A 20573-nucleotide genomic window follows, 5' to 3' on the forward strand; every position below is an offset into this window, starting at 1 on the left:
GACACGCCGTGGCCACGGCGTGTCGCTGTCTCATACTCACCGCAAACGCTGTCTTACTCCGACGCCGACGTCAGCAGCGCCAGCTCCTGCTCCGTCAGCTTCAGCTCCGCCACCGCCAGCAGCGCCGGCAGCTGGTCCACCGTACGCGCGCTCGCGATCGGGGCCACGACCGTGGGCTGGGCCGCCAGCCAGGCCAGGGCGACCGTGGCGTGCGCGGCGCCGTGGCCCGCGGCCACGTCGTCGAGGGCGGCGAGGACCTTCTGGCCGCGCTCGGTCTGCAGGTGCTTGGCCGCGCCCTCGGCCCGGGCGCTGTCCACCGAGGCGCCGGGGCGGTACTTGCCGGTGAGGAAGCCTGACGCGAGGGCGTAGTACGGGAGGGTCACCACGCCATGGCGGGCGGCGACATCGGCGAGCGGGCCCTCGAAGGTGTCGCGGGAGACCAGGTTGTAGTGCGGCTGGAGGGCCACGTAGCGGGCCAGTCCCTCCTTCGCCGAGAAGTCCAGGGATGCCTCAAGGCGTTCGGCGGAGATGTTGGAGGCCGCGATCTGGCGGACCTTGCCCGCCTTCACCAGCTCGTCCAGCGTGGAGATGATCTCCTCCACCGGCACCGAGGTGTCGTCGTAGTGGGTGTAATAAAGGTCGATGTAGTCGGTGCGCAGGCGCTTCAGGGACTCGTCGAGGCCCGCCCTGATCGCTGCGGCGGACAGCCCGCGGGGCGTCGGCACGCCCGCGCCCACCTTGGTCGCGAGGACGATGTCGGCGCGGTTGCCCCGTGAGGCGAACCAGTTGCCGAGGATGGTCTCGGACTCTCCGCCCGAGTTGCCCGGTACCCAGGCGGAGTACACATCCGCCGTATCGACGAAGTTGCCGCCCGCCGCCACGTACGCGTCCAGCACGGCGAAGGACTCGGCTTCGTCCGCCGTCCAGCCGAAGACGTTCCCGCCGAGGGAGAGCGGGAAGACGGACAGATCACCGATCTGCCTACGGCTCTCGGCCTGCTTGGTCTGCTTGTTGTCCTTGGTGTCAGCCATGCATTGTTTCAGCGCCGAGGCGGAGGAGGGTATTCCGTCGTACGGGCGCCAATGAGCGGCAAAAAACCGGCGGCCCTGGCGTCAAGGGGGGAGAGAGCGCCAAGGCCGCCGGGGTATGGGGACCCGGTCAGCAGGTCATGTCGCGGCGGTCACGGGGTCAACCCGTGGGCGCGGAGCCAGGGCATCGGGTCGATCGGGCTGCCACCGCCCGGCCGGACCTCCAGGTGGAGGTGCGGGCCGGTCACATTGCCCGTGGCGCCGACGCGGCCGACGACCTCGCCCGTCGTCACCGAGCCCGACGTACGGACCATCGACGACAGGTGGCAGTACCAGATCTCGGTGCCGTCGTTCAGCTTGATCACGATGCGGTAGCCGTACGAACCGGCCCACCCGGCCGAGGTGATCGTGCCGCCGTGCAGCGCCTTGACCGGGGTGCCGGTCGGGGCGGCGAAGTCCTGGCCGGTGTGGTCGGCCGACCACATGTTGCCCGCCTGGCCGAAGGACGCGGTCAGGGTGTACGAGGCGACGGGGAGGGTGTACTGGGCGGCGAGCTTGGCCAGGCGCTCGGCCTCGGCCTTCTTCTTCGCCGCCTCCTCCGCCTTCCGCTTGGCCTCGGCCTCGGCGGCCTTCTTCTTCGCCTCCGCCTCGGCCTTACGCTTCGCCTCCGCGTCGGCGGCCTTCTTGGCCACGCCGGCGGCCCTCTCGGCGGCCTGCTTGGCGGCGGCGTCGGCCGCGGCCTCGCGCTGCGACTCGTCGGCGGAGTTCTGCTGGTTCTCGGCCTGCTGGAGGATGCGGGCGCGCAGCGCCTCACCGGCGTCGGTGGTGCCGTTCTCCTCGTCCTGGGAGGTCAGGCCGGCCTGGGAGAGGGGGGCGGCCGAGGTGCCGTCGGAGCCGGAACCGGAGTCCGAGGAGAGCAGCGAGCCGATGCCGGGCAGGTCCGCCGCGTCGGGGAGGACGTCCGTCACCTTGTCGGCGACGTGTGCGAGGTCCGGCATGGATATGGGGGCCTTGGGGCGGTCCTTGGCGCTCGCCATCCCGCCCGCGCCGACCGCCGCGATCACGCCGACGCCGAGCACGGCGCCGCTGCGGGCCATCGTGCCGCCGCGCTGCCTGGCGACTCGGTGCCGGCCGCGCACCGGGGCTATGGATTCCTCAGTGGGATTCCACTCGTCCCATGTCTCGGTGTCCTGCCCGTCCCTCGCCTCGGCGGCCGGTTCGAACCAGGAGCCGTAGCGGGTGGCTGTCCCCGCTCCGGCGCCGGACGTGCGGGACGGAGCTTCTTCTAGGGCAGACCTGTTGGACGCCACGCGGGCGCACTCCTTTCCTTCCCTCTCGCCTACCGGGTTAGCTGACGGGTTCGGAGCAGGAAGGTCTCCTACGGGTCAGGTTCGACCCGATTCACCCCAAGGTTGGTGGTTCCCCGGTTCCCTTGGTGTTGCTGTTGTCGCTCTGCTGCTGGTGCTGCTGTGCGTACGGGATTCGGCGACGGCGCACGGTGCCGCCTCTTGCGGCGGCAGTAACGACCGCGCTGCGTTATCGAACGTTAATAGAGAGCAGGACCCGATTCCAAGCCGTTCCCGGGAATCAGAGCAACCTTTGAGGTGACGTTCACGAACAACATGGGACAGATGAGGGCGAGTCGACAGCGACCCGAGCACACCCGGAAACGCCCCCGAACTGATCGTGCGTCAATCGTTATCCGGAGGGGTCATGCTCCGCTACGGAACGTGTTCGTGTCCGCATCCATGGTCCGCCCCCGGCGCCACCGGGGCGCGGCGCAGCGCCAGCAGCGCCATGTCGTCGGCGGTCCCGCCGCCCGTATGCCGCTCCACATCCGCCACCAACGCGTCGAGCAGCTCCACCGGTCCGGCGAAGCGACGGCCGCGCAGCTGGACCGCCGGATCGTAGAACGTGCCCTCCGCATCGCGCGCCTCGCTCACCCCGTCGGTGAACAGCAGCAGGGTCACCCCCTCCGCGAACCGCAGCTCCTCCACCCGGTCCGGCCACGCCCCCAGATCGCCCATCCCCAGCGGCAGCGCCGGCCTCTCGGGGTCGGCCTGGCACACCGCGCCCTCCCCGTCCAGCAGCAGCGGCGCCGGGTGGCCGCGGTTGATCAGGCGGAGCATGGAGTCGCCGCGGGGGATCTCGGCCAGCACCGCCGTGATGAACCCCTCGGCCTGCTCGATATCGGCCCGCCGGGCCCGCTCGCGCTGCAGCGCCCGCTCCAGCCGCAGCGTCAGCCCCTCCAGTGTGGCCTCCTGTTCGGCGGCCTCCCGGAAGGCGCCGATGACGATCGCGACCACCTCGACCGACCCCAGCCCCTTGCCCCGTACGTCGCCGATGACCATCCGTACGCCGTGCGGGGTGTCCTGCACCGCGTACAGGTCACCGCCGATCGCGGCGTCCCGCTCGGCCGCCACATAGCGGGCCGCGACGTCCAGGCCGGCCAGCCGGGCCGGCGGCACGGGCAGTACGGCGCGCTGGGCCGCCTCCGCGATGCCGCGCGCCGACGCCAGCCGCTGGGAGCCGCGGCGGACGACACGGTTGATGAGGAGGGCCAGTAGGGCGACCGTCACGACGGTGGCGATCTCGGTGGCCGACTGGGCCCAGTCCCGGACGCCATGGAACTCGGCCAGCAGGCAGGAGGCGGCGACGGCGAGGGTCCCGACGAGGGCGGTAAGCCGCAGCCGATAGAACGGGGCGGCGACCAGGGGGGCGGCGGCGAGGAAGGGGGCCGCGGTGTAGGCGGCCGGGGAGCTGATGTCGTAGATGACCCCGCCCACGATCAGCACGCCGGGGAGCCAGGGCGCGAAGCGGCGGCCGGAGGAGCCCATGGGCACCTCGTCGCCCACGCGGGGTCTGTCGGCGCGGGGCACGTCGGCCCGGGGTCCGTCCGCCCAGGGCCCGTCCGCGCGAGCCACGTCCGCGCGCGGCGGTTCCCCGCGCTGGGGCGCACGCGGTCTCGTACGGCGCCCCGTACGCCGCCTCATGGCCCTGTACGCCGTCTCATGCGCGGGTTCGGTTCGTACGCACCCCACCAGGCTCCCGGGTGACGGGGCGTCGGGCGAGCCGGTGTCGGCCAGGTGGGTGCGTCAGAACACGGCGCGGGGACGGGGACAGGTAAGGGAAAGAGGAAGAGGACGCGTCAGAGGTCGACGCCGAGCGCGCGGGCGTGGCGGTCCGCCGCCAGCTCGGCGGAGACCTCGTCGAGATACACCTCGCACACCAGCCGCCCGTCGGCGGTCAGGTTGTGCTCCAGCTCCCACAGGACGATCTCGTCCCCGCCGGCGAGGAGGAACGCGTGCTCATAGAAGCGGCACCACGTGGCGTCGGGGCCGCCGGGGCGGCGGCGCGGCTTCGGGGCCAGCGCGATGTCATGGGCGAACGCCGTGGCGAGCAGCCGCTCGGTGTCCGCGCCGGGGCGGTCGGGGTTCTCCGCGCGGCGCAGCACGCGGCGGGCGTGGTCGGCCGAGTCGTCGGACACGTACGCGCGCGGGGTCTCCACCGGCGCGACGGCGTGCAGCAGTTGCTCGGGCAGCCACAGCGGTAACCCCTCGAGCTCGTCCCAGCGGGCGCCGCCGATCCGCTCGTGCACCCGGCGCTCGGCCAGGGCCAGGGCGTCCTCGTCGGCGTAGAGCTCGAAGAGCGGGCGGCGGTCCTGGCCGGTGTTGTGCTCCAGCTCCCACAGCAGCAGGCTGCTGCCGTCGGGGAGCAGGAAGATATGGCGATAGGTGCTGTAGCCGAGCGGGCCGGCAGGCTCGTTGCACTGCCGGCAGGAGCGCAGCTCGGACTGGTGCATCAGGGCGTCGCGGGCCCGGCCCAGCACCGCCTCGTCGATCTCGAAGCCGTTCTGCGCGCGGGCGAGAAGCCCGTCCAGGTGCTCGGCTGGAGTGCCGCCACCCCCGCCGGCTCGTGAGTGCCCCATACCTGTCTCCTCCCGCCTCCCGGCCGTCCGCTCGCCGTCCCCCCGGCGACTGTTCTCGCGCACTTACCGTAGCGGCGCGAACACAGGCCGCGCGTGCGGTTCGGCGAAGCCGTCTGTGGGCCGTGCCTCACTCAGTGCTGCGCCGGGAGGCTCGGATATATCACTCGTTCGGCCCGTCGAACAACTCGGACGGTGGGATTCCGGTCCCGTATGAGGTTGACGGCACCTCTTTCGCAATTCGCATAACAGCCTCCGCGCTCGCCCGTCATCTACGGTCCGATCGGCTGGATTCTCCCGCCGGAAGGCGCAAGGCGAACGAGGCAAAGGGGCGAGTAATTATGCCGGATGAGTGAAGGTGAAAGCCAGCCCGAAGCTTTTACAGATTTTCTTCGTTGACGTGGATGTCCGTGAATCCGCGGCAGACACCCACCGGGAGGAATTAAGTGAACATCGCAAAGAAGGCAGCACTCTTGGCTGCGGCCGCCGGCACAATGGTGCTCGTCGGTGCCGGCGGCGCGTCCGCCGCCAGCGGCGGCGGTGGCAGCGTCCAGAGCAATGAATGTGACACTCGCACCGGCTGGACCAGCCAGTGGAGCGGACTCGCAGCCACCGGTGACATCGACATCACCTCCAACTGCGTCAACGTCGACTACACCGGCTCGGCGGTCCAGAGCAACGACTGCGACACCTCCACCGGTCCCACCAGCCAGTGGGCCTGGATGGCCCCGACGGGCGACACCAAGATCGGCAGCAACTGCTCCAACATCTCCTACCCCAAGTCGACCACGTCCGTCCGCTCGGGCGGCAGCGGCTACAACAACAGCGACGGACTCCGCAGCGACGGCCGCGGCAACTACGGCACCGAGCAGCACGGCAGCTACGGCAGCTGACCCCATGCCAAGTTCGCTGTGTTCCCCCGAATGAGAAAAGCAGGGTGAACGCATCTCTGGCTTCCATCGCGGCCCCGGACACTGCTTCGTCCGGGGCCGCGTTGGCGTTGCGAGGAGGAATCGGCCAGCGCAGACTGACGATGTCTCTAATGCGCCGGACGGGTAGAGGTGCGGCGGCTCGGGGACCCAACGCCGACTGCCCTCGTTAGTCAGATGTTCGCGGATAACCGTCGAGAACCCACATTGGAGGCTTTATGCACAGGCGCAAGAGGACAGCCTTGCTTCTGGCGGCTGTAGGTGCGCTGGCCATCGGCGGCGCGGGCAGTGCCGGCGCCACCGACCACGATTCGGGAGCCCAGCCCGCATCCGGCAGTCAGGACGGCGGTCAAGGCGGCAGCCAGAAAAACCGCTGTGACACGAATTCCGTCCTCGGTCCCATCAACATCGTCGGTCTGGCTCCGACAGGAGATCTCTCGACCGAGACCAACTGTGTCAACTACACCGAGTCGGGAGTGGTGGAGCAGAGCAACCGGTGCCGGACCAACTCCACCATCGGACCCATCACCATTAACGCGGGTCTCGCCGGGTCGCCCGATATCACCAGCCGGACGAACTGCATCAACTACAGCAAGACCGGTGGAGCGCTGAAGCAGAGCAACAAGTGCGATACCAACTCCACGATCGGACCCATCACGATCTCGCCGCTGGCCCCAGGACCCAAGGTCACCACCGAGACCACCTGCGCCAACATCTCCGGAGACGGAGCGAACGGCAAGCGGAGCAGCAGCGGGAACAGCGGAAGCCACTCCCGATGATGAGTTCCTGACGGCCTCGCTCGCGGCCCCCGGCGGACAACTCCCGCCGGGGGCCGCATACTTGGAACCCGGTTATGTGTTGTCATGAGGACTCGAAGGCGAAGATATCCTTACTGCGGCGGACGGGTGAAGCTGGGATCGGCCCCGGATCCTTCGCCAATTGCCTTCGTTGTTAAGGCGTCTGCGGAATTCGCGGAGAACCTAAATGGAGGCACCAACCAATGCAGATTGGCAAGAAGGCAGCTCTCATGGCCGCAGCGGCCGGCGCGATGGTCATCGGCACCGCGGGAGCGTCGAGCGCCTATGGCTTCGGCCCCCTGGTCGGCTCGAACGGCGGCGTCCAGAGCAACTCGTGTGACACGAGCACCGGCAGCACGGTCATCACCGGCGCCCTCGCGCCCACTGGTGACACGTCGATCGGCTCGGACTGCATCAACTTCACCAACACCCCTTCCGTGATCCAGGCCAACGACTGCGACACCGCGACCGGAACCACCACCAACACCGGTGGCGGGGCGCCGACGGGTGACATCGCCATCGGCAGCAAGTGCGCCAACGTCGCGCTGCAGTCCCCGGTGCACGAGAACAAGAACAAGGGCAAGAAGAGCAAGAAGTCGAACCGCCGCGGTCACGGCTACTGATGCGGTAGCGGGTGCCGCGTGCCCGCCCCGGCGGAATCGCGGCACCACCTCCCCGGTCGATTGCGACACGAACTCCATCCACTGCGGATGATGAGTTCGTGACCACTTCGCGCACGGCCCCTGGCGGGGATCAAATCTCGCCGGGGGCCGCGTTTTTGGCCTTCACGGTTAAGGCATCTGCGGAATTCAGGTAAGCTTAAAGGAAGGCACCAACCAATGCGGATTGGCAAGAAGGCCGCTGTCATGGCCGTAGCGGCCGGCGCGATGGTCATCGGCATCGCAGGGGCCACGAGCGCCTACGGCGTCGACGCCCAGAGCAACTCGTGCGAAACGGAGACCGGCAGCACCGTCAACGACATCAAGACCGCGCCCACCGGTGACATCGGCCTCGTCAGCACGTGCACCAACATTTCCCTGGCCCCGTGAGAAGCCGCGGCCACAGCGACTGATGCGGTAGCGAGTGCCGAGCCCCCGGCCGAACGGGCGCGGCCCTGGAACGAACCTCTTCCAGGGCCGCGCCCGTTCGGTGTCGGCAGCCGGATCGTCTCAGCACCCGGGCAGACCCGGCACGCAGTTGTTCGGGTTGTTGCCGGACACCACGGTTCCCGTCAGTGTCACCGTCCCCCCGTTCACGAAAATTCCGCCACCCTGGCCACCGTTGGCTGTATTCCCGGTCACCTGGTCGCCGATGAGCTGGGCATTACCCGCGTCGTTGTACAGACCGCCGCCGTTCTGCCCGGCGGTGTTGTTGGTTACGGCGACGGATTGCAACATCAGTTGGCTGCCAAAGTTGGCGATACCACCTCCGTGACTTCCGGATGTATTACCGTCGATGGAGCCGGAATACATGGCGAAATTGCCGCTGTTGGTAGTGATCCCACCTCCTTCGAAGTTAAGGGCGTCATTGCCCCGTACGTCCACCGCCGTCAACGTCACGTTTCCGAAGTTGGAGATTCCGCCGCCCGCGCCATTTGCGGTGTTGTCGGAGATCTCGCTGCTGACGGCCGTCAGCGATCCCCCTGAGTTGATGTGAATACCACCGCCGTCACCGGCGGTGTTGTGCGTCACCTGACTGGAGTTGAGATCCAGTACGGCATTGTTGGCGACCTCGATACCGCCGCCGACATTGCTCGCGAGGTTTCCGGTGACCACGCTCGACGTCAGCCTCAGCGTCCCCGCGTCGAGAATGCCGCCGCCGTCGATCCCCGCGCCGGCAGTGGTCGCCGACCCGTTGGAGACCGTGATGCCGTTGAGGGTCAGGGTTCCTCCGGGAGCGACCTCCGCGATACGGAAGGCCGTGGCCGAGCCCCGGGTGATGGTCGTGTTGGCGCCGATGAAGGTCACATTCCCGGTGATCACCGGCAGCCCGTCCGGCCCGTTCGTGCCCGGGGACACCGCCGGACCGGTGAGGGTGTAGACACAGCTCGGCGCGAGCTGGATCACACCCACCCCCGTGCTGTTGGCATCGTTGATGGCGCTGATCAGCCCGGAGACATCCCCACAGGCCACTTCGGGACGCTCGCCACCATCACCGCTGCCCTTGCCACCACCACCGTCGCCGCTGCCTCGGTCATGGCCCTCGTCGTAATCGGCGCTATGGGCGTATTCGTAGTCGTGGCCGTGCTCATGATCATGACCGTGCCCGCCACCGCCACCTCCTCCCCCGGATCCCACGGCCACCGCCGGCGCGGGGCCGCCCCACACGGACGCCGCCAGCATCATGACCGGGACGAGAGCACGGAGGCCACGGAGGGTTGTCACACATCGCACGAGGTGTCTCCTTCACCTTGCTGGAGTCCGGATGGCTCGAAGCAGCAAGATCAGCCTGAGCGGAGCGCCGGGGGACGGCATCCGCTCGGGCCCAGGTGGGTGACACCATGTGCCAAGAACGACGAAAACCGCAGGTCAGCGGTGCATACCTGCGGTTCGCCAGTGGGTCATCAGGGGCTCGAACCCTGAACCAATGGATTAAAAGTCCACTGCTCTGCCAATTGAGCTAATGACCCGCACCCCCGCAGCATAGCTCGGCCGGGGGCGAAGACCCGAGCCAATACCCCACGGGGTCGAAAGGCCGTGCAACAACCGGGTGTTGCACGGCCCCTCAGTAGGCCGTTCGGTCGGCATCACAGCCGGCCGGAGGGCGGCCCGTCAGCCGTTGCGCTTCCAGCGCGGCTTGTCGGCGCGGCGGTCGAAGGACTGGTTGTGCGAGCGGTCGTAGGACCGGCCGCCGGTGTTGCCGGACCGGTGGTCGTCGCGGCGGGCCGGGCGGTCGTCGCGGCGGTCACGGCCGAACGGGCGGTCGCCACCACGGTGGTTGTGGTCGCGGCGCTCGAACGGACGCCCCGGACGGTCGTCACGGCGGTCGTCGCGGCGGAAGCCGCCACGGTCACGGTCCTCACGACGCTCGAACGGACGGCCGCCACGGTCGTCACGACGCTCGTACGAGCCACCCGGACGGTCGTCACGGCGGTCACGGCCGAACGTGCGGTCACCACGGTCACCGCGGTCCCCGTCCCGACGGTCCCGACGCTCGAACCCACCGCGGTCATCGCGGCGGTCGTCACGCCGGTCGTACGAGCGGCCACCGCGGTCGTCGCGACGGTCGTCGCGGCGGAAGCCGCCACGGTCACGGTCCTCACGGCGCTCGAACGGACGGCCGCCACGGTCGTCACGACGCTCGTACGAGCCACGCGGACGGTCCTCGCGGCGGTCGCGGCCGAACGTGCGGTCACCACGGTCACCGCGGTCCCCGTCCCGACGGTCCCGACGCTCGAAGTTGCCCCGCTCGTCACGGCGCTCGTACGAGGAGCGCCGCGGCGCCTCGCCGGCCTCGGGGGCGGCTTCGGCCACCGCGGCCTCGGCCGAACGCTGGGCGGGCACCACGACGTCCGCCGACGCGTCGACGGGGGCGCCGGCGGCGCCCTCCGGGGCGGCAGCGGCAGCCTCGGTCCCTGCCTCGGCCACGGCCGACGCCGGGGCCACGTGCTCGCCGCGCTCCCGCGCCGCACGCGTGGTCAGCCGGTCGGCGTCCTCGCGCAGCTCCGTTGCCCGCCGCTGCGCCTTCTCCAGCTCCCGGGTGAGGTCCTGGACGTCGCGCTCGGCCTGCTTGGCGGCGTTCGCGGCCGACTCGGCCTGCACCTCGGTCAGCGAGCGGGCGCCTGTGATACGCGCCACGTCCTCGTCGAAGACACCGGCGCCGCCGACGATGTGGCGCGAGGCGTCGACGCCCGCGTCCTCCATCAGCCGGAAGATCTGCCGCCGCTGGTGCGGCAGCGCCAGCGAGACGACCGTGCCGCTCTGCCCCGCCCGCGCCGTACGGCCGGACCGGTGCAGATAGTCCTTGTGGTCGCCGGCCGGGTCCACGTTCAGGACGAGGTCGATGCCGTCGACGTGGATACCGCGCGCGGCGACGTCCGTGGCGACCAGCACGTTCACATAGCCGCCCTTGAAGTCGGCCAGCGTCCGGGTCCTGGCACCCTGCGTCATACCGCCGTGCAGCGCCTCGGCCCGCACTCCGGCGTCGCGCAGCTGCTCGGCCACGCGGTCGGCGCCGAGCTGGGTCCGTACGAAGATGATCGTGCGACCCTTGCGCGCGGCAATGGCGGCGGTGACCGGCGCCTTGTCCTTCGGCTTCACCACGAGCACGTGGTGGGTCATGGTCGAGACCGCGCCCGCGGAGGGGTCCACCTCGTGGGTGATCGGGTCGACCAGGTAGCGCTTGACGAGGGTGTCGATCTCGTTCTCGAGCGTCGCGGAGAACAGCAGCCGCTGGCCGCCCTGCGGCACCTGGTCGAGGATCTCGGTGACCTCGGGCAGGAAGCCCATGTCGGCCATCTGGTCGGCCTCGTCCAGGACGGTGATCTGGACCTTGTCCAGCGACGCGGCGCCGCGGTCGATGATGTCGCGCAGCCGGCCCGGGGTGGCGACGAGGATGTCGACCCCGCGCTCCAGCGCGTAGATCTGATTGCCCATCGAGGTGCCGCCGCAGACCACCTTGAGCTTGAGGCCCAGGACGTCGCCGTACGGCTGCAGCGCATCGCTCACCTGCATGGCGAGCTCGCGGGTCGGGGTGAGGATGAGGCCGCGGGGGCGCTTCTTCTCGGTGTGGCCGCCGGCCAGCGTGGTCAGCAGCGGGAGGCCGAACGACAGGGTCTTGCCGGAGCCGGTGCGGCCACGGCCGAGGATGTCGCTGCCGGCCATGGCGTCCGGGATGGTCGCGGCCTGGATCGGGAACGGCGTGGTGACGCCGTTCTGCGCCAGCTTGCGGACGATCTGCTCGGGGAGGCCGAGGTCACCGAAGGTGATCTGGGGCTGCTCGGGGGCCTGCGGCTGGTCGGTGGCCTGGCTGTCTTCGGCGGTCTGGCTGTCTTCGGTGGACTGGCTGTCTTCGGTGGACTGGGCGGATTCGGCGGTCTGAGTGCTCTCGTCCTGCTCGGTCAGCTCGTTCTGCTCGTCGGCAGCGGGCATGACTGTGTGGTCAGTGGCAACGGACATGCGAAATGCGAAACCTTCCGGAGTTTCGGCACGCGCCCAAACTCCGTGTGATGTCGCAAAAAACCGCCTCAGTGCGGTCAGCCACGGGAAGGTAAGGAACGCGCCACGCGGCGCTCTTCGGTTTGGCGCCGGGCAAATGGGATCAAACGATCTACCACCATACGCACTTCCACCCCTCAAGAGCAAATCCGCCGCGCGGCGGATGACGTGCCCTTCGTCACTCCGTCATTCCGTCTCTTCGGCCTCCGGAGCCGGTGACGCGGGCGGGGACGCCGGGGCGGAGGTGGTCGGCCGCGGCGGCTCCGGGGCGCTCGACGACGGGCTCGAGGGGGCCGCGGTGGAGGGGGCACCCCCGGACGGCGCGCCGGGCGACGAGGGCGCCGACGGCACCGGCCGCTGCGGGCCGCCCTTGGGGGGCTTGGCGGGAGAGGGCTCGGCCGCGCCCGGTGCGGAGGCCGAGGCCGACCGCTTCGCCTCCTTCTCCCCCTCGTTCCCCTTCTTCCCGTCCTTCTTCTCGCCCTTTTTCCCGTTCTTCCCGTTCTTGGCGTCCCCTCCGTCGTCGCCGTCCGGCCCGGCGTCCGGATACGTACGCGCCCTGCCGCCCGACGTCGCCACGCCCCCGCCCGGCTCAGCCGCCCCGTCGCGGTCGCGGGCGCCGTGCTGCGGGCCCGGACGCTTCGGGCCGTCGGACACGCTCGTACAGCCCGCCAGGGCCATGGCCGCGGCGACGAGGGCCGCCACCACGCATGGGCCCCGCAGGGCGCGAGAGGTCCGGGACGCCCCGGAGGAGCGGGCGGGACGGTCGGGACGGGGAGCGGGCGATCCGGGCATGCGGGGCGGGCCTCCAGGGCGCGTACGGACGGGACGCACTGCCCAACTGGCCCCGCCCCGCCCAGGACACGCGCCGGCCGGATCTGAAGCCGTCGCTGGACCGCTTCCGGTTCTGGTGGGTGGGTGAGGACGAGCCGACCGACGTCGGTGTGCCTCTCGCGCTCGCCTCCGACGACGCGTAGTCCGTCCCCTGCAACGTTCGCGGGCCTGCTTCCCCTCTGGGAGGCGGGCCCTGCGCTGCGTCCGTGGCTGGTCACTCGCGGGGGCACGACTTGCGTAACGGCTCCCGGACAACCCCAGAGCAGAAGGGTCGAGCGGCGGCAGAGCCTCTTGTACCCGAATTCACCCGCCCGTCCCCGACAATGGCTCTGTGCTGGAAATCACCCATGAGGCATTTGAAGAGCTGGTGAGCGCGGCCCTTGATCAGATTCCCCCTGAGCTGACGCGGGTCATGGACAACGTGGCCGTGTTCGTGGAGGACGAACCCGACCCGTCCGACCCTGAGCTATTGGGCCTCTACGAAGGGATACCGCTTACGGAGCGCGGTGAGTGGTACGCCGGCGTTCTGCCGGACCGAATCACCATCTACATGGGCCCGACTCTGCGCTCCTGTGGAACGCCCGAAGACGTAGTGCACGAGGTGGCCGTCACGGTCGTGCATGAGGTGGCGCACCACTTCGGCATTGACGATGACCGGCTCCACGAACTGGGGTGGGGCTGACCTCCCGCCTCCGACCACGTCGCGGCCCCGGAGAGCGGGGAGCCCGAGGTCTGGGACGAGATCGACCTCGGTGGACTTCGCCTGGCGAAGGCCGAGGTCAGCCGCCACCTCCCGGCCGAGAACAGCCCGGAGGCGCGTCCGAGACCCGCCTCCTCGTAAACCGTTTTGGCGAACCCCACCGGCATCCCATATGCTTCTCACGTCCCCGACGGCGCCGGAAGGCGCCCAGGTGGGCCATCAGCCCTCATCGTCTAGTGGCCCAGGACGCCGCCCTTTCAAGGCGGTAGCACGGGTTCGAATCCCGTTGGGGGCACGCAACACCATGTGCGAGACTAGAGCTCGCACAAGCTTGGTCCTGTGGAGCAGTTTGGAGTGCTCGCCACCCTGTCAAGGTGGAGGCCGCGGGTTCAAATCCCGTCAGGACCGCTGCGGCTGGGTAGCTCAGTTGGTACGAGCGTCCGCCTGAAAAGCGGAAGGTCGCCGGTTCGACCCCGGCCCCAGCCACCGCAGCCCTACCAGGGCACACACCCTCTCCGAAGATCTTCGGAGAGGGTGTTTTTGTGCCCGTGACATCACCTGGTGACATCAACCGCTCAGGAAAGTGCCTCGTTCAGCCGTTCCAGCGCCCGGCGCTTCTCGTCCAGTGAGGCGTGAGCGTAGACACCCATGGTCACTTCGAGATCGCTGTGCCCAGCGATCTGCATCACCACGTGCGGCGGCACTCCGAGGTCGAGCAGCAGCGTGACACAGGTGTGACGTAGATCATGGAAGCGGTGTGTAAGACCGTACTTCCGGCGGACCGGCCCCCAGCTCCGGCGAAGGTTGTCCGGCTCGTACGGGGTCCCGATCCGGGACGGGAACACCAGATCGTGTTCACGCCACTCCATGCCGGCCGCTGCCCTCTCCTGCGCCTGCCGCTCCTGGTGTTCCCGCAGCGCGGCCAGAGCGAGGGGTGGCAGGGGCAGGGTGCGCTGTGAGGTCTTGGTCTTGGGCAGGACGATCCTCAGTTCACCGCCGACCCGCTGAAGATTCGTAGCGACGGTCAGCGTGCCCTTGTCTAGGTCCACAGCGGCCCAGTGAAGGCCGAGAAGTTCTCCGCGGCGCATGCCCAGCGTCATGGCGAGCACGTACAGCGCGTACATGCGGTGATCGCGCAGTTCCTTCAAAACCAGCTTGGCCATGGATGCCGACAGCCCTTGCCCGGTCCCGTACGAGGGTGTGGTGACCTGTACGAGCTTGGCGACGTTCCTGGTGATCAGTTCCTCCCTGACTGCGTGCTGAAGCCCGTTCCGAAGGACTGCGTGGATGAACTGGACCATGCGCGGCGAAAGGGTGGACTGGCAGCACTGCCCGGCAGCGCAGCACTCCGGGCGCTTCCGCTGTGCGTCCCATTCGTGCTTGCAGCACTGGCACTCGGCCCGGACGCGGTTGATCCAGGCGCGTACCTCCTGTGCGCGCAGCGTCCGGATCTTCTTCTTGCCGAGCCCAGGAACGAGGTGTGTCCGAACCACGCTCTCGTAGCCCTGGTACGTCTTGGGCCTCCGGTTCGGCTTCACCTCCTCGGCCAGCCAGTAGGCGAAGTACTCCGCCGCCGTCGCGTTCGTGTCCGGGATCGGTACGCCGCTGTGCTCCATGGCATGCAGCCCGACCAGCTTTTCGTGTGCCTCGTCCCAGGTCTTCCCGTAGACGTACTGCCTCTTCCTGTAGCCCGAGGCGGTGGTGACGTAGGCCATACCCATGTACCGGCCGTCCTTGCGTTGGGTGATCGACCCTGCGCCGTTGGGATTCTTGCGGCCTCGGGGCATCTATGCAGCCTCCTTGAGCTGGTCGTCTATGAATGCGCGGAGCGCATCGACCGGCACTCGTCGCGCCCGGCCGATGGTGAAGCTCCGGAGTTCGCCGGAGCGGATGAGGTCGTAGACCTTGAAGCGACTGAGTCGCAGGGCCGCCATGACCTCGGGGACAGTCAGGAGTTCGTGGGTCGTCGGCAGGCTCGTGATGCTCATTGGGGCAACGCCTCCGTGAACGGCCGTAGGGGCACACGGCCCCTTCCTCTCAGGTCCGCTACTTCCGCTACCTCCGCTACCGCCCTGGTCAGGGGCATGATCGAGGTAGCGGATAGGGGTAGCGGTAGCGGATAAGTGCCGCTACCGACGCCCGGTCGGGGGCGGGGTCGGTAGCGGCAGGGTGGTGCTCGGTAGCGGATGATTCGGGCTGATCCGCTACCGGTTTTAGGGCTCTGACCTGCCCGGTAGCGGCGGTAGCGGAAGTAGCGGACTTTCCGGGGGTGGGGGGCAGTAGCGGGCCCAGGCATCGGCGAGATCGGCCGCGTAGTAGCCCTTGAGGACTCCGCCGCCGGTCTTGATGTTCCGGGCGGTGACGGGCCGGTTGTCCGCCGTCATGTACTCGCGCAGCAGCTTCGCCAGCCCGCGGGAGTCGAGCGGCTTGCCGCCCATGTCGGCCCAGGGGGCTTCGTCCAGGCTGTGCAGCCGCTCCAACACCGCGACGGTGGGAAGACGGTCGATGCCGTTGAGCACGTGGTCACGCAGGTCGGTGAGCAGCCGGATGCCGACGCTGCCTTTGTCGTCAGCCTTGGCCGCGTTGACCAACTCCAGGCACGCCGCGCGGGCCCGCTCCGGCCAGTCCCCACCGGCCGCATCGGCGACCGCGATCAGCGGTTCCCAAACGTCCGCGGGCCGGTCGGTCACCTCCTCCGGCATGTCCGGGAAGACGCCATCGACCAGATGCCGCACACTGTCCGCCCACGCTGCCAGCCGATCCCGCAACGCGTGACCTTCCTGGGTGTGGATGCGCTGCCGGAACGGCTGGACCTTCTCGTTCCGGGCGCGGCGGCGCATGCGGATGATGACCGAGCGGGTCAGGATCGTGTCGGGCAAAGAGCCAAGCCCCGCGACGGCCACGCCAGCGTAGGACGGGAACGCCTGCACGCTCTGGTTCCCGCCGTCGCCCACGCACCGGTAGGTGACCCCGGAGCGGCGGTGACCTGCGTTGAGGAACCCGCGCAGTTCCTCGTTGTCCCCGGCTTTGGGACCGAAGACGGTATCGATCTCATCGAAGAGGATCGTGGGCCGTCCCTCAGCGCCAGAGACGGCCCGGAACAGGGCCGCAGCGCTGGCGTTGACCGCGACCATGGGCTGAGGCACCAGGGTTTCCACGATCTCCAGCGCCCGGGACTTCCCCGACCCCGGTTCGGGGGAGAGGAACGCCAGCCGGGGGGTGGAGTCGAAGCAGTCCAGCAGGTGCGCGTGAGCGTCCCACAGCGCAACGGCGACGTAGGCGGCATCGAGCGGGAAGACGTTGAACCGGCGGTGGTACTGCTCCACCTCGTTGAGCAGGGCCGCGCCGTCTGTGGCGGTCGTGGTCTGCTGCGGGTCAGAACCAAGAGCAGAAGGGACGGCCTTACGGCCGACGTCCTTCGGCGCGCTACGGCCGTCCGGGGAGGGGGCAGGTTCGGCGGGGCGCGGCTGGTCGGGAGCGCTGGGCAGGCTCTTCAGGTGGGGGCGGGGAGGGGTGCTCATGCGGTCCTCCGCTGCTGGTTGCGTGCGATGGACCAGTTCAGACCGCTGCGGATGGTGGTGCGGCACTCGGCATCCGGCAGTCCGGCCCACGCTCCTGCCTCCTGAAGAGCCTCCTCCACCACCGACCGGGGAAGGTCGCCCCACGCGATGAACCGCCCCAGGGCCCGCGCAGCGCGCAGCAGGGTCGCGTTGCGCTCACCCTCGCCAGCGTGCTGCACCGCCGCCGTCTCCGCGGTCAGGGCCGTAGAGGCATAGCGAGAGGCCCTGTAAGCCGCACGGACGGACGGCGGATCGATGACGGCCCGGGCAGCCTGACGGGGCGCCAGGAGGCCGTACAGCCATCCCGGCAGCGGAGCGACCGGCGCCGGATCGGTCACGGCGTACGAGCCGCCGGGGGTGGTGCTGCCGGGGGCCACGACGTAGCCGCCCCAGGCACGGGTATCGATCCGCTTGCCCAGCCGCCCGGCGCTGTTGCCCAGGCGCGCGCCCTCGGGGGTGGTGAAGTACAGGTGTTGTCCGCCGCTCGCGGTCCGCACCGTGAGGGTTGTGGGGACGGCCTGTTCGGCGCGCTCGCAGAGCGCATGGAAGGTCGTCACGCCGGAAGGCGTGTCCGTACTGCCCTTGCCCTTGTGCTTGGGCATGTCGAGATCGACCACGACCAGCCCGGACGGGCCGGTGGCGATGCCGACGTTGAACGGCACATCGCCCCAGGCACGGCGGATACGGTCGGGGTCGGTGGTCGCGCGGTCCTCCCACTTGCGGTGAAAGCCCGCACAGTCCCCGATACCGGGGCAGGACTCCTCACCGTGCAGCGCCGGACGCTTGGTGTCGGGGCGGAGAGGGAAGACCGCCCAGCCGCGTTCAGCAGCGTCGAGAGCCGCGCGCAGCAGCGTGGAGCGTGCTTGATGGGTCATGCTGGAGACCTCCAACAGGTCTGTCGAGGGCTGGTTGGGCCGGGGCGACTGCGGATCTTTGGCGAGACGTGCAGTCGCCCCGGGCGTATCTAGCTGTGGAAGTGGTTGCGCTTGATGACGGCCTTGCGGATGTGGACCGTGGTTCCGCTGCTTCGGCCGCGGCTGGCGCCGAGGATCTGGACGGCGATGAAGCCGCCGAAGATGACCGCGGCCAGGATGATGAGCTGAGTGATGAATGCGGTCAGGGCGGCGATGAATGCGGTGAGCAGGAAGAGCCCGCCGCAGACCGCGGCGAACCCGATCCCGCCGAGGGCGACGTTTACCGCCGTGGGGGAGATGACGGGCTTGGCCGTGACGGGTTCGGGCTTGACCGGCTCGATGGCGTAGCCGGTGATGACCCGCCCGTCCGGCAGCACGACGCTTTGCACCTGCGCCACCGTGCCCGGCTGCACCGGCACCAGGGGCGCGGCGGTCGGGTGCGGGGTGATGGGTTGGGGATGGTGGACTTCGGCGGCCGGGTGCCGGTCGAGGTGGGTCATCGCGAATCCCTCCAGGATGCCCGCGGGCCCGCGCCGGGGTGGCGCGGGCCCGCGTATCGGGTGTCAGGCTCGGGTGTCAGGGGTGTCACGCGGTGGTGTCACGCGTTTCTGACAGCGGGTTTGCCTAGGGGTTTGGGTGTCAGAGGTGCGTGACGGTGTCAGGTGTCAGGCGGCCGTCAGGGCGGGGACGATGCGCCACCGGCCGGTGGTGTTGGTCGGCTCCAGACGCCCGTCCATGGCGGCGTCCTTGAGCCGTGCGGACACCCACGGGCGGGAGAGGTTGTTCCGGTCGCACCAGTCCGTGAAGTCCTTCGGCCCGACGACCATGCGCCCCTCGGTCTCGAACTCCTCCAGCGCCTGCGCGAAGAGCTGCCGGGCCTCGGCCGGGGAGGGCTTGCGGCCGGTGTCCTGCCCGAACATGGGGGCGTCGTCGCCCGGCTCGGAGTCGGGCAACTCCACCTCGGGGTCGATTCCCTCGTCCTCGGAGTCGAGCAGCGGGCCGGTCATCTCGTCCTCGTCTCCGTCGGCCAGGAGGTGAGTGTTCTCGTCGGCCTCGTTGGTCTGCCGCTGGGTGTAAGCAGTGCCCGCGACCGATGCGGCGGCCTTCTCGGTGACCGGATCGACCCGGGCGCCGTTGCGGACCGCCCACTGCGCCACGGTCTCCATGAGGGAGATCGCGGTGTCGGTGAACCAACGGGTCCGGCCCGGGCTGGAATACCGCTCCTCCGCCACGCCCGGGGTGACCAGGTAGCAGTAGCCGGGGCGCCGGTTGGACCAGCGCTCGGGAGCCGCGCCCGCGTCGACCACCGAGTCGGGGAGCATGAACCCGGCCGCCGTGGCGTTCGGGACGCCGAAGCACAGCCGGGCGCCCAGCGCGTCACGGGTGGTCGTGCTGATCTGGTCGTGACTGGGCCGCTGGAGAGAGACGACCAGCGCCATGCCGGCCGACCGGGCGAGGTTGGCGATGGAGTTGAAGGCGTCATCCCCGAGGAGTCCGAGGGACACCCCGGCCTCCTCGAACCACGCGATGTGGAAGGGCAGGCCCGGGCAGCCGCACGCCGTGCCGTCCTTACGGCACGAATGCTTGGGGTCCGTCTGGCGCTGTGCGGCAGCGGCCTCCCACTGCCGGTAGGAGTGCTCCCCCAGCCACGCAGTCCGGGCGGGGATGACCGCCTTCACTGTCTCGACCATGACCTCCGTGCCCGACCCGCCCTCGACCGCCCAGTCGATGGCGGGCAGCAGGGGCCTAAAGTCCTGGAAGCCCTTGGGGTCCGACAGCCAGAAGAGGACGTCGGTGCGGCTCAGGATCTCGGTCATGAGGTTGAGCGCGCCGTCGCCCTTGCCCGATCCGGTCATGCCCGCGATCAGCAGGTGGGTCGCGTTGCGCCCGGCCTCCTTGTCCCCGGGCAGCCACAGCAGCAGCGGCGAGCCGTCGTCGTAGACGCCGATCGTGAGCGGGTCGGTGATCGATCCCCCGGCAAGGGACGGGCCGTTCTCCTCCCAGCGCACTGTGTCGGCCAGCATGTCGCGCGGGACGATGACCAGCTCGCCGCGGCGTGCCGACTCCGGGTCGGGCATGTAGCGCACCGCGGTGGGCGGCAGGTCCAGCGCGGAGGCGATCCGCGGCAGGGTCTTGGTGACGTCGTCGTTGGTCTGCTCCCCGGCCTCCAGCCCCAGCTGAGCCGTGACGCGGTTGGGCCCGACCTCGGTCCGCCCGATGCTGGCCTTGGCCAGACCAACCTTCTCCAGCAGACCCTTGTCCGCGCCCGCGCCTTCCCCGGCAGCGTCGGGGTTGTGGCGCAGGACCATGCGCACGTTCCACGACAGCACCACGACCGGCCCGCCCATCAGGTACAGGTCATCGATCGGGCCTGTGGTCGGCCCGGCCAGGGACGCGGCGGTCAGCCACGCCGATCCGGCGGCCACGGTGATAGCCGAGTGGAGGCGGCGCTGCTGGCCGGTCGATTTGCCCATCAGCCAGGTGGCGCCGGTCAGTCCCACGGAGGCGAGGGTGAGGCCGACACCGGCCGCGGCGCTCTCGCCCCACCGCCAGTTCCCCAGCGCCCCGGCCAGACCGGCGGCGCCCCACCCGAGCCAGGGCGGCAGGTGCGGCTTGACCCGGTGCAGCAGGTACGCCCGGACGGAGCCGCCCGTTCCCGCGTTCGTGTCGTTGGGGACGGTGAGCGGGTACCTCCGGCCGTCCTGGTCGGTCCATTTGTGCGCCATGGTCGTA

19 protein-coding genes, 4 tRNA genes and 1 riboswitch are annotated in these 20573 nt (G+C 69.6%); of the genes, 9 read left to right on the top strand and 14 right to left on the bottom strand.

Annotation, left to right across the window (positions count from 1 at the left end; genetic code table 11):
- Positions 1 to 53: 53 nt before the first annotated feature.
- From ACWDSL_RS25900 to ACWDSL_RS25915, 4 genes are all read right to left on the bottom strand, one after another.
- Complete coding sequence (locus tag ACWDSL_RS25900; RefSeq protein ID WP_450489234.1) at positions 54 to 1031, bottom strand: aldo/keto reductase; 978 nt, start codon at positions 1029 to 1031, stop codon at positions 54 to 56.
- A gap of 149 nt (positions 1032 to 1180) precedes the next feature.
- Positions 1181 to 2338: a M23 family metallopeptidase gene (locus ACWDSL_RS25905; RefSeq protein ID WP_450489236.1), complete on the bottom strand. Its 1158-nt coding sequence runs from the start codon at positions 2336 to 2338 to the stop codon at positions 1181 to 1183.
- Positions 2339 to 2349: 11 nt separating this feature from the next.
- Positions 2350 to 2476, bottom strand: a riboswitch (cyclic di-AMP (ydaO/yuaA leader).
- A 273-nt stretch (positions 2477 to 2749) separates the two neighbouring features.
- Complete coding sequence (locus ACWDSL_RS25910) at positions 2750 to 3865, bottom strand: PP2C family protein-serine/threonine phosphatase (protein WP_450489311.1); 1116 nt, start codon at positions 3863 to 3865, stop codon at positions 2750 to 2752.
- Between the two features lie 311 nt (positions 3866 to 4176).
- Complete coding sequence (locus ACWDSL_RS25915; protein ID WP_450489238.1) at positions 4177 to 4956, bottom strand: DUF6227 family protein; 780 nt, start codon at positions 4954 to 4956, stop codon at positions 4177 to 4179.
- A 443-nt stretch (positions 4957 to 5399) separates the two neighbouring features.
- Between ACWDSL_RS25915 and ACWDSL_RS25920 the strand changes: the two genes are divergently transcribed.
- From ACWDSL_RS25920 to ACWDSL_RS25935, 4 genes are all read left to right on the top strand, one after another.
- Positions 5400 to 5846, top strand: coding sequence for a hypothetical protein (locus ACWDSL_RS25920; protein ID WP_450489240.1), 447 nt, complete (start codon positions 5400 to 5402; stop codon positions 5844 to 5846).
- Between the two features lie 254 nt (positions 5847 to 6100).
- Positions 6101 to 6661 carry a hypothetical protein gene (locus tag ACWDSL_RS25925; RefSeq protein WP_450489242.1) on the top strand — a complete coding sequence of 187 codons (561 nt, stop codon included), beginning with the start codon at positions 6101 to 6103 and terminating at the stop codon, positions 6659 to 6661.
- Between the two features lie 248 nt (positions 6662 to 6909).
- On the top strand, positions 6910 to 7302 hold the full coding sequence (locus tag ACWDSL_RS25930; protein ID WP_450489244.1) for a hypothetical protein: 393 nt from the start codon (positions 6910 to 6912) through the stop codon (positions 7300 to 7302).
- A gap of 216 nt (positions 7303 to 7518) precedes the next feature.
- Complete coding sequence (locus ACWDSL_RS25935) at positions 7519 to 7728, top strand: hypothetical protein (RefSeq protein WP_450489246.1); 210 nt, start codon at positions 7519 to 7521, stop codon at positions 7726 to 7728.
- A 120-nt stretch (positions 7729 to 7848) separates the two neighbouring features.
- Here ACWDSL_RS25935 and ACWDSL_RS25940 read toward each other — a convergent pair whose 3' ends face one another.
- The 4 genes from ACWDSL_RS25940 to ACWDSL_RS25955 form a co-directional block, all read right to left on the bottom strand.
- The gene (locus tag ACWDSL_RS25940; RefSeq protein WP_450489248.1) at positions 7849 to 9024 is read right to left on the bottom strand and encodes a right-handed parallel beta-helix repeat-containing protein; all 1176 of its coding nucleotides are present in this window, start codon (positions 9022 to 9024) and stop codon (positions 7849 to 7851) included.
- 211 nt (positions 9025 to 9235) lie between these two features.
- Positions 9236 to 9308 (bottom strand) — tRNA-Lys (locus tag ACWDSL_RS25945).
- A gap of 142 nt (positions 9309 to 9450) precedes the next feature.
- Complete coding sequence (locus ACWDSL_RS25950) at positions 9451 to 11796, bottom strand: DEAD/DEAH box helicase (protein ID WP_450489250.1); 2346 nt, start codon at positions 11794 to 11796, stop codon at positions 9451 to 9453.
- A 225-nt stretch (positions 11797 to 12021) separates the two neighbouring features.
- Positions 12022 to 12540 (bottom strand): hypothetical protein, encoded by a 519-nt coding sequence (locus ACWDSL_RS25955; protein WP_450489252.1) that lies wholly within the window; start codon positions 12538 to 12540, stop codon positions 12022 to 12024.
- 2 nt (positions 12541 to 12542) lie between these two features.
- Between ACWDSL_RS25955 and ACWDSL_RS25960 the strand changes: the two genes are divergently transcribed.
- The 5 genes from ACWDSL_RS25960 (at position 12543) to ACWDSL_RS25980 (ending at position 13852) form a co-directional block, all read left to right on the top strand.
- Positions 12543 to 12809: a hypothetical protein gene (locus tag ACWDSL_RS25960; protein ID WP_450489254.1), complete on the top strand. Its 267-nt coding sequence runs from the start codon at positions 12543 to 12545 to the stop codon at positions 12807 to 12809.
- A gap of 188 nt (positions 12810 to 12997) precedes the next feature.
- Positions 12998 to 13348: a metallopeptidase family protein gene (locus ACWDSL_RS25965; protein ID WP_450489256.1), complete on the top strand. Its 351-nt coding sequence runs from the start codon at positions 12998 to 13000 to the stop codon at positions 13346 to 13348.
- Between the two features lie 240 nt (positions 13349 to 13588).
- Positions 13589 to 13661, top strand: a tRNA-Glu gene (locus ACWDSL_RS25970).
- A gap of 38 nt (positions 13662 to 13699) precedes the next feature.
- A tRNA-Asp gene (locus ACWDSL_RS25975) sits at positions 13700 to 13774 on the top strand.
- Between the two features lie 4 nt (positions 13775 to 13778).
- A tRNA-Phe gene (locus ACWDSL_RS25980) sits at positions 13779 to 13852 on the top strand.
- A gap of 89 nt (positions 13853 to 13941) precedes the next feature.
- Here ACWDSL_RS25980 and ACWDSL_RS25985 read toward each other — a convergent pair.
- The 6 genes from ACWDSL_RS25985 to traB form a co-directional block, all read right to left on the bottom strand.
- Complete coding sequence (locus tag ACWDSL_RS25985) at positions 13942 to 15153, bottom strand: tyrosine-type recombinase/integrase (RefSeq protein ID WP_450489258.1); 1212 nt, start codon at positions 15151 to 15153, stop codon at positions 13942 to 13944.
- Positions 15154 to 15354 carry a helix-turn-helix domain-containing protein gene (locus tag ACWDSL_RS25990; protein WP_450489260.1) on the bottom strand — a complete coding sequence of 67 codons (201 nt, stop codon included), beginning with the start codon at positions 15352 to 15354 and terminating at the stop codon, positions 15154 to 15156. It abuts the gene before it with no gap.
- A 225-nt stretch (positions 15355 to 15579) separates the two neighbouring features.
- Positions 15580 to 16887, bottom strand: a complete 1308-nt coding sequence (locus ACWDSL_RS25995; RefSeq protein ID WP_450489262.1) for a DUF3631 domain-containing protein — start codon at positions 16885 to 16887, stop codon at positions 15580 to 15582.
- A complete protein-coding gene (locus tag ACWDSL_RS26000) occupies positions 16884 to 17801 on the bottom strand; it encodes a bifunctional DNA primase/polymerase (protein ID WP_450489264.1) in 918 nt (305 codons plus the stop codon). Before ACWDSL_RS26000 ends, ACWDSL_RS25995 begins: the two co-directional genes overlap by 4 nt.
- An 89-nt stretch (positions 17802 to 17890) precedes the next feature.
- The gene (locus ACWDSL_RS26005) at positions 17891 to 18340 is read right to left on the bottom strand and encodes a hypothetical protein (RefSeq protein WP_450489266.1); all 450 of its coding nucleotides are present in this window, start codon (positions 18338 to 18340) and stop codon (positions 17891 to 17893) included.
- A gap of 165 nt (positions 18341 to 18505) precedes the next feature.
- Positions 18506 to 20566, bottom strand: a complete 2061-nt coding sequence (gene traB, locus ACWDSL_RS26010) for a plasmid transfer protein TraB (RefSeq protein WP_450489268.1) — start codon at positions 20564 to 20566, stop codon at positions 18506 to 18508.
- Positions 20567 to 20573 lie beyond the last annotated feature (7 nt).

This window comes from Streptomyces sp. NPDC000941, from assembly GCF_053599555.1.